At 67.5% G+C, this 9153-nt stretch carries 7 protein-coding genes; 4 read left to right on the top strand and 3 right to left on the bottom strand.

What is annotated here, in order from left to right; all coding sequences use genetic code 11:
• Window positions 1-208: 208 nt before the first annotated feature.
• The 3 genes from folE to Q0R23_RS06025 all read right to left on the bottom strand — a co-directional run bounded on the left by folE (window position 209) and on the right by Q0R23_RS06025 (window position 4303).
• A complete protein-coding gene (gene folE / locus Q0R23_RS06035; RefSeq protein ID WP_293911470.1) occupies window positions 209-766 on the bottom strand; it encodes a GTP cyclohydrolase I FolE in 558 nt (185 codons plus the stop codon).
• 506 nt (window positions 767-1272) lie between these two features.
• Window positions 1273-2487 (bottom strand): adenylosuccinate synthase, encoded by a 1215-nt coding sequence (locus tag Q0R23_RS06030; protein ID WP_293911468.1) that lies wholly within the window; start codon window positions 2485-2487, stop codon window positions 1273-1275.
• 238 nt (window positions 2488-2725) lie between these two features.
• Window positions 2726-4303 carry an E3 binding domain-containing protein gene (locus Q0R23_RS06025; RefSeq protein ID WP_293911467.1) on the bottom strand — a complete coding sequence of 526 codons (1578 nt, stop codon included), beginning with the start codon at window positions 4301-4303 and terminating at the stop codon, window positions 2726-2728.
• 342 nt (window positions 4304-4645) lie between these two features.
• Between Q0R23_RS06025 and Q0R23_RS06020 the strand changes: the two genes are divergently transcribed.
• The 4 genes from Q0R23_RS06020 to Q0R23_RS06005 form a co-directional block, all read left to right on the top strand.
• Window positions 4646-5698: a Glu/Leu/Phe/Val dehydrogenase dimerization domain-containing protein gene (locus Q0R23_RS06020; protein ID WP_293911469.1), complete on the top strand. Its 1053-nt coding sequence runs from the start codon at window positions 4646-4648 to the stop codon at window positions 5696-5698.
• A 58-nt stretch (window positions 5699-5756) separates the two neighbouring features.
• Window positions 5757-6380, top strand: coding sequence for a uridine kinase (gene udk / locus Q0R23_RS06015; RefSeq protein WP_293911465.1), 624 nt, complete (start codon window positions 5757-5759; stop codon window positions 6378-6380).
• Between the two features lie 207 nt (window positions 6381-6587).
• Window positions 6588-8603, top strand: a complete 2016-nt coding sequence (locus Q0R23_RS06010) for a DUF5693 family protein (RefSeq protein WP_293911464.1) — start codon at window positions 6588-6590, stop codon at window positions 8601-8603.
• Window positions 8603-9153, top strand: a 551-nt coding sequence (locus tag Q0R23_RS06005; RefSeq protein ID WP_293911462.1) for a polysaccharide pyruvyl transferase family protein, incomplete at its 3' end; no start/stop codon positions are given. The genes Q0R23_RS06010 and Q0R23_RS06005, both read left to right, overlap by 1 nt.

The following is a 9153-nucleotide window of genomic DNA, read 5'->3' as shown; positions in this document are numbered from 1 at the left end:
ACCCGTAAAGTGTCCCAGTGCAGCAAAAACGCGCGGGGTGCCAACAGCTACACCCAGATCAAGAGCGTCGTCGAAACCGCCCGTCTGCGCGGCCACGACCCCGTGCAAACCCTGATGGACCTGCATCGCTAATCAGATACGCCTATGGCAAGCGCCCCAGCCGGAAGCCAAGGCGCCGGTCGGAGCTGCCACTTACCGGCTACTTACCTTACCGGCTGCGCAGCGTCTGCTGCACGGCGCTCATGAACTCGGCGCGGGTGCGCTGGTCGTGCTTGAACTGGCCGCGCATGGCCGAGGTCGCGGTGCTGGAGTTTTGCTTTTGCACGCCGCGCATGGCCATGCACAGATGCACGCCCTCCATGACCACCGCCACGCCGCGCGGGGCCAGCAATTCCTCCACCGCGTCGGCGATCTGGGCGGTGATGCGCTCCTGCACCTGGAGGCGGCGTGAATACAGATCCACGATCCGGGCGAACTTGCTCAGGCCCAGAATCTTGCCGTCGGGGATGTAGGCGATGTGGGCGCGGCCATAAAACGGCAGCATGTGGTGCTCGCACATCGAATAGAACTCGATGTCCTTGACGATCACCATCTCCGAGCCCTCCGCCGCGAACACGGCGTCTCCGGTGGCGTCCTCCAAGGTCTTGGAATAGCCCGCCGTCATGAAGCCCCAGGCTTTGGCGACCCGGTGCGGCGTCTTGAGCAGGCCCTCGCGCTCCGGGTCTTCACCGATGGCGCTGAGCCAGCCGTGGGTCAGGTCGGCCAGGCCCGGCACTTCCTGCTTTTCGTCAGCGGCACTGATTACGGGATGAATGGTCAAAACGCACGTCCTTTGCGGGCCGCCCACCTGTAGCGGCGCAGGTTACGGCCTCTTTGAATCCGGTTAGTGTAGACCCGGATACAGATCTCCAACTGTAGCGATTATTAAGACTATGAAGGGCCGTTGATGGTCCGGCAAAGTCATTCTGATGACTCCATCAGACACTGGGGGCTGGGTAACGGGGCCGGGCAACGGGGCTGGGCAACGGGGGCCGGGCAACGGGAACAGGGCAGGACGAACGTTGAGGTTGGTCGGGTGGATGATGGTCCAGGGTCTCGCGTGGCCGTCAGGATCACCCGTGAATGGCCCGAAGCGCTTGCCACAGAAGTCCGCCAGGCAGTCGGGGGATGCCCAGGCAAGCTCAGCACGACCACTTCCCTGCGCCGTTTTCCCTGCGCCGTTTTCTCTGCGCCGTCTTGCCTGCGCCGTCCTCCCCTTCCGGCAAGCCGCCGCTATTCCCAGCTCACCGAGCCGTAGGTCTGCTCGCGGGCCGGGCCTGCCGAGAAGATGACCACCGGGCAGTTCACGCTCTCCTCGATCAGATCGAGGTACGCCTGGGCCTCTCTGGGCAGGCTGGCGCGGTCCTCGGCGCCGTCGGTGGTGGCCCAGCCGGGCATCTCGCGGTAGATGGGTACTCCCGCCGCGTCCAAATCGGTGGCGACTTTCAGCACCGGAATGCCCGCCAGCACGTCCATTTTATTGATGACCAGCCCGTCGAGGCCGTTGACCTCCACGGCGTAGCGCAGCAGGGTCAGGTCCAGCCAGCCGACCCGGCGAGCGCGTCCGGTGGTGGTGCCGAACTCGTCCCAGGGCTGCGAACCGTCGCCGCGCAGGCGGTGTTCCATCTCGCCGAACAGCTCGGTGGCGAAGGGGCCGTTGCCCACCCGCGTGTTGAAGGCCTTGGCGACGCCGTAGACCTTGCTGATGGCCTTGTGGCTGACTCCGGCGCCCACGATGACGCCGCCCACGCTGGGATGGCTGCTGGTGACAAAGGGATAGGTGCCGTAATTCAGGTCCAGCAAGGTGGCCTGGGCGCCCTCGAACAGCACGTTCTGGCCGTCACGCAGGGCGGCGCGGAGCTGCGAGCCGGTGTCATGGACGAACGGAAGGAGGGCGTCGCGGATGGGCAACAGGTACCCCAGGGCGTCGGCCACCGTGGCCCAGCCAGCATTCGCCGTGCTGTTGGGTTTGGCTTCCAGCAGCCGCTCCACGCGCTCGCGCAGCACGCTCAGGTCGGCCAGGTCGCCGAAGCGGATGCCCACCCGCCGCGCCCGGTCCGCGTAGGCCGGGCCGATGCCGCGCCCGGTGGTGCCCACGAAATCCTGGCGTCCGTCCACGTATTTGTGGTGCGGCAAGACCAGGTGCGCCCGGTCCGAGATCCGCAGCTCAGGGCTGAGCCCGGCGTCGAGCAGGTTCTGGCGCTCGGCCAGAAACTTTTCGGGGTCGATGACCATACCGTCGCCCAGCACGCTGACGGTCTCCTCGTGCAGCACGCCGCTGGGCAGCAGGTTGAGCTTGAAGGTCCGGCCCGCCGCCGTCACCGTATGCCCGGCGTTGGCGCCGCCCTGATAGCGCACCACGAAGTCGGCCTTGGGCGCCAGAAAGTCCGTGATCTTGCCCTTACCCTCGTCTCCCCACTGCGCACCGATAATTGCAATTCCAGGCATTCATAACTCCTTTTGAACATAAAAACTCTGAACTCCAGCCTTGAGCCGAAAGTTCTTGTGGTCAACTCCAGCAGTGACCACGCTCGCGGCGCCGTGCCTTTAGACAACACGTCAAAAAAAAGCACGGCGACCAGCACCGTGCTTCAATTTAACCGATTGTGAACCCCAGGTGGGGCGCCGGAGTGGACAAGCTCCAGTCCCACTCCAGCTCAGATGATCTTGTTCGGACCGCTTGACTTCAGACCAGCAGCTTGACCGGCGTGGCCAGCAGCGCGGCGACTTCGGCCAGGAAGCGGGCACCCTGCGCGGCGTCCACGTCGCCGTTCAGGCTCAGGGCGGCCCTGCCATTGCTGACGCGCCCCAGCGAGAGGGTGACGGCGTGCGGGTAGTGCAGGTCGTCGAGGTCCAGCGCCCCGGCGTCGAGAATGAGCAGGTCGGCCCCATTTGATTGAGCAGAGCCGGTCTGTGCGCCGTGCAGAGCCTTGACGGCGCTGCGCAGCTCGCCGCCGAGTTCGGTAGACAGGGCCTGACCCTGGGCGTTGGCGACGGCCACACCGGACAGCTTCAGCAAGCCGAGGTGACGCTGGGCGGCGCGGGCCACCAGGAGTGCGGCGGGCACGGACTCGCCCAGCACGTCGGCGAGCTGGCTCTGGGCGTCTTGCATGGCCACCAGGTCCACATCGCGGCGCAGGTAGGTGCCGGACCAGGCAGCGGCGGCGGGCATGGCGGCGGCGGCAGCCGGAGCATGCACTTCGGGCACCGTCACCTCGCCCAGCACCGGGACAGGCAGCACCGGAACCGGCTCGGCGTGGGTGACGACGGCCTGGTCGGCCACGGCTTTCCCGGCGGCCATGCGCTCGGCCTCGGCGGCGGCACGCTGGGCGGCCTCATGCTCGGCGGCGGCCTTGTCGGCAGCGATCTGGGCCTCGGCGGCGGCGTGTTCAGTGGCAGCGTGTTCGGCAGCGGCCTTCTCAGCAGCAGCGTGTTCAGCGGCAACCTTATCAACAGCAGCGTGCTCGGCAGCGGCAACTTCGGCGGCGTGATCGGCGGCAGCCTTGTCGGCGGCCAACTTGTCGGCGGCCAACTTATCAGCGGCAACTTTGTCGGCAGCAACCCTGTCAGCCGCAGCTTTGTCGGCGCTCTTGTCGCCCTTGTTGCGGTAGAGGCTGCTCAGCAGGCCGCCCAGCAGGCCACCACCGGCAGCAGCAGCGGCGGGCACGGCGGCGGGGGGCATGGTAAACGGCGGGGGCGGCGTGATGGGCTCCGGCGTGGGCACCGGGGCCTGCGCAGCGGCGGGTTCGGTGTAGGTGGGTTCGGTGTAAGTAGGCTCGGTGTGAGCGGGCTCGATATGGACCGGCTCGTGGACGACCGGCTCGGTATGAACCGGCCCGGTTTCGACATATTCGGCGGCCAGCGGCACGGCGTCGTGGTCGGCCTCGGCGGCAACCGGCTCGATCTTGGCAGGCTCGATCTTGGCGGGCTCGATCTCATCATCCAGCTCGAAGTCAGCCGTCTCCGAGGGCGGCGGCGCGGCAGCCACCTGGGCGGCGTGGAGCTTCATGAAGTCGGTCAGGTCGGCCTCGACTCCGGCGCGGCTGAGCATCTCCGGCGAGGAGTAGGCGGCCAGCTCGGCGGGAGAGGGCTCAGGGTCCACCGGGGTCAGCGGGGCGTCTTCCTCTCCGCTCATGACGCGGGCCAGGTAACCCAGAATGTCCTGCTCGGTAATCAGGCCCGCGTCGCCGGTGCCGTGCAGCGTCCGCCACTCGATACCGTTTGCCTCAGCCAGAACTTTCGCCAGGGGCGCAATTGTCTCCATGTGTCTCCTCACTTCTTGGTAATTTCAGGACAGTCCTGTGGTGACGTGACCAGCGCGAATTTTTCTTCTGAGTACCGGCGTTCACGAGCCCGCAGCACCCAACCGTGTTTAGAGCTAGCCAGACGGGGTGAACATTGCTGCTTACTTTAGGGCGTCATGTCTTACAAATCTCACCTCGCCGCCCCGGCCCGGCTCAGCGGCGACAGAGCAGCCTGGAACACAGGTACCCGGCAAGTCGAATGCAGCCACCCGGCGGCTCAGGTTCGGACCAGCTCAGAGTTCGGCAACGGCGAGCGTGCCCCTGAGCGGGCAAATGCTCTAGGCTGGACGCACGGTGGCCAGATGCTGATGTTCGACGAGATGGCGGCGCGGGGACACGAACAGCTCACGCTGCTGACCCACGCGCCCAGCGGCCTGCGGGCCATTCTGGCGGTGCATTCGACCGTTCTGGGGCCAGCCATCGCGGGCTGCCGCCTGGTGACGCTCGACGAGCCGCTGGCGCTGCGCAGCGCCCTGGAACTCAGCGAGGCCATGACCCTCAAGGCCGCACTCTACGGGCTCAATCACGGCGGGGCGGCCTGCTTGCTGCTGCGCCCGGCCCAGCTCGACGCCGAGGAGGGCGGCGACGCCCAGGGCCACGTGCGCGAGGCGCTGTTCCGGTCGCTGGGGCGCAAGGTCAGCTCGCTGGGCAGCCGGGTGCTGCTGACCGAGGACGCCCGCGTATCCGGCCAGGACATCGCCTACGCCGCCCAGGAGACGCACCACACGCTGGGTATGCCGACCGACACGGCGGCGGCCACCGCCTACGGGGTCTACCGGGGCATCAAGGCGGCGGCGCGGCACACCCTGGGCAATGAAAGCCTGCGCGGCGTGCGGATCAGCATTCTGGGCGTGGGCACGGTGGGCACGCTGCTGGCCGGGCACCTGCACCGCGAAGGCGCCCGGCTGAACCTGGCCGACACGCATCCGCGCAAGGCCCAGGCGCTGCGCGATCAGCTCGGCGCAGGCGTGCAGGTGCTGGGCACCGAGGAAGTGCTCGACGTTCCCTGCGACGTCATGGCGCCCTGTACGTCGGGCGCCAGCCTGCGCAGCCGCAACATTCCCAGACTCCAGTGCCGCCTGATCGCCGGTTCCGAGCACCACCCGCTCTCGCGCCGGGCACAGGAACTGGTGCGCGAGGCCGGAATCACCTACATTCCCGATTTCGCCATCAACGGCGCCGGACTGCTGGCCAGTGCCCGGCAGCTCAGCGCCGAGCAGGCCGGAGAGCAGATTCACGAGGTGGTGGCCCGCATCAGTGCGCTGGCCGAGCAGCACCACAAGCCGCCGCATCTGGTCGCCCGCCGCCTGGCCGAGCGCCGCATCGAGCTAATCGGCTCGCTGGGACACGGATGAGCGGGCCGTACCTGGGCGCAGTGTACCTGGGCGCAGTGTACCTGGGCGCGGGCCTGCCATGACTGCCCAGACGCCCTTCGTCATTGGCGTGGCGGGCGGTTCAGGCAGCGGCAAGACCACCGTGACCCGGCGCGTCACCGAGACGCTGGGCGGCGTGGGCGTGGCGGTGCTGGGCCAGGACAACTACTACCGCGACCAATCCAGCCTCAGCGCCGCCGAGCGCCGGGCCACCAACTACGACCACCCCGCCGCCTTCGACTGGGCGCTGATGGGCGCACACCTGGGCAGGCTGCTCTCAGGCCAGGCCATCGAGATGCCGGTCTACGATTTTGCGCTCGACACCCGCTCCGGGCGGACCGAACGGATAGAGGCGGCCCCGGTGGTGGTGCTGGAGGGATTCTTTGCCTTGTATGACCAGGCGCTCAGAGACCGGATGCACCTCAAGGTCTTTGTGGACGCCGACGCCGACGTGCGCTTTATCCGCCACCTGGAGCGCGACACCCAGGAGCGGGGCCGCAGCCAGGCCAGCGTGATCCGGCAGTATCTGGGCACCGTGCGCCCGATGCACCTGAGTTTTGTCGAGCCGACCAAGCGCTACGCCGACGTGATTATCCAGCACGGCGGCCTGAACGAACCGGCGCTGGACATGCTGGCCGCCCGTATCCGCGCCACGCTGCCCTGAGCCGACCCCGGCCTGGGAGTACCACTCACCTCTGATCCGTTTTCCTCACCCAAGGTCTAAACTTGGGTTTGGCTTCATCCGTAGAATGGGTGTGTACCGTGAGTCGGTTACGCCTGTTACTCAGGTGTGTATACGCTCTCCGGTGTTCGGCCAAGGCCCCCGCCGCTCCCGCGCTGCTCACGCTTCACCGCGCTTTCAAGGATACCGATGACCAAGCTGTTTAAACCTGCGCCCGACTCGCCCCTGAACGCGCTGCCCGCGCCGACCCGCTCACGCCTGCAACCGCTGCTGCTGGGGCTCGTCGCCCTGAGCCTGATTCCCGCCGGACTGCTGGCGGCAGGCCGGGTGAGGTTTGAAAACAGCGAAAAGACCGTCACGCTGATGATGGATTACCCGGCGCTCTCGCAGCAGGCCAAGGAAAACGGCCTGAGCCCCGCCGCGCTGCTGAGCAAGTACCAGAACCTGACCGACGACCAAGGCGGCAATCAGCGGGCTGGCATCAACGGCGTGGCGGTCTACGAGGATACGGTGGGCTCACTGGTGCAGCGCGGCGACGCCTACTTCCTGAGCGGCAACGACCTGATCGCCCGCAACCCCGGCGTGGCCGGGCTCAATCCCGAATGGTCGTACATGCGCTCGATCAGGCCCGGCGCGGTGGAAAAGCTGCTGGGGCGCTACGGCAACCCCGTCACCGACGCGGCGGGCACCCCGCTGCTGAGGGGCGGCCAGCCGCTGACCCAGGCGCTGCCGACCAAACTGGTGCAGATCGCCGGGCAGCAGTGGGTCGGCTGGTCGGTGGACCCGCGCTACCTCCCGGCTGGCCCCAACACGGCCCAGATCGATAGCCTCAAGTCCAAAAAACTGGTGGTGGCTTACCGGCCCTACGGCGATTACCGGGTGCTCAACCAGGGCGCCGACTGGCCGGACGTGCCGTTCATCTCGTTTAACGGCGCGGAGGTGATCGGTGCCCGCAACCCGGCGTTGCTCTCACAGATCAAGGCGGCGCTGGGCAAGCGGGTGCCGACCATCATCGAAAACAGCGTGCAAAAAGACCTCGACACGCTGATCGAGGGCCGCACCGCCGCCCGCATGTTCAGCCTCAGTCCGAGCTGGCAAAACAGCCTGACGCCTGACGAGGTGGCCAGCAAGTTCGCCCTGGCCGCCCGCGAGCGCACCCAGCGCGTGCTGTACCTGCGGCCCTTTAAAACCATCGGCGAGACGCAGAATTTCCTGAAGCTGCTCAGCCACCAGCTCCGGCGCAGCAATATCACGGTGACCCAGCCGGTGATTCGCAACTACGAGCCCAGCGGCGCCCTGCGGTGGCTGAGCATGCTCGGCCCGCTGGCGGCGCTGCTGCTCATTGGCCTGAGCTACCCGCTGCCGCGCCTGGGGCTGATCGTGGCGGGCGCGGCGCTCTTGGGCGCCCTGGGGCTCAACGGCGGCCAGCCGTTCCCGGCGCTGGCCCTGGTCGCGGCCATCAGTTTTCCGGCACTGGGGCTAACTTTGCGGCGCACGCAGGTCAGCGACTGGTTCGTCGCCACCGGTTTCAGCATTCTGGGCGTGCTGTTCGTCAGCGCACTGGGCACCGACAAGGGCAGCATGCTGGGCCTGGACCCCTTCAGCGGCGTGGGCCTGACGCTCATTGTGCCCATCGGGCTGGTGCTGCTGAGCTTCTTGCCGAGGCGAGACATCCGCCAGACGGTGGCCGAGCTGTTCGCCGTGCGATTGAAACTGGGCGACGTCATCATGATGGGCCTGGCCCTGGGCGCCTTCTCGGTGGCGGTGCTGCGCCGGGGCAATACCTCGTCGGTGGGGGTCAGCGGCACCGAGGCCAAGATTCGCCAGGACCTGCAAGACGCCATTATCCGCCCGCGTTTCAAGGAGGTCTTCGGCCACCCGCTGCTGCTGCTGGGCCTGTCGGGCACCTTGCCCGGTTACTTCACCATGCTGGCACTCCTGGGCGGTCTGGAAGGCCAGGCCAGCATCCTCAACACCTTCTCGCACTTTCACACGCCGCTGCTCATCAGCGCCCAGCGGGCCTTCTACGGCCTGGCTTTCGGATTGGCCATCGGGCTGGTCGCCATCTGGCTGGTGCGCCTCGTCATCAGGGTCTGGAACAACTACGGCGGCTGGAACGCCTCGGCGCGGCTCCAGGCGAGCGCAGGCAGCCTGCGTCCGGTCAGTGATACCACCGCCAATGCCAACAAAGTCAGCTCGGACTGATGAACGTGACCGTCAGCGGCTATTACGGCTTCGGCAATACCGGCGACGAGGCGATTGCCCTGGCCATTTCCCGCGAGCTGATCCGGCGCGGGCACTCGCCGCTGCTCCTATCGCAGACCCCGGCCCAGACCGCCCGGCTGTACGGCTGCCGCAGCGAGGCGCGGACGAGTCCCTTGCCGCTGCTGCGGGCGGTGGGCGGCGCGGGCGTGCTGCTCTCCGGCGGCGGAGGCTTGCTGCAAGACAAAACCAGTGCCCGGACGCTGAGCTACTACCTGGGCGTCATCCGGCTGGCCCGGACATTGGGCAAACGGGCGGTGGTGTTCAACCAGAGCGTCGGGCCGCTGAGTGAGCATGGGGGCGCCAAAGTGGCGCGGGGCCTGCGCGGCGTGCGCTGCATCGTCCGTGACCGGCGCAGTCTGGAGACGCTGGCGGCGTTGGGCGTGAAAGCCGAGCTGGGCGGCGACCCGGCGCTGCTGCTGGAGCCGTCCGGCGGGCTGGAACGCGATCCGGACACGGTGATCCTGGCGCCACGCGGCGACGTGACGGGCGC

It is taken from the genome of Deinococcus sp., assembly GCF_025362455.1.
Classification (GTDB): domain Bacteria; phylum Deinococcota; class Deinococci; order Deinococcales; family Deinococcaceae; genus Deinococcus.
The sequence above is the reverse complement of the archived record's forward strand: the minus strand, read 5'-3'. Positions and strand labels throughout refer to the sequence as shown.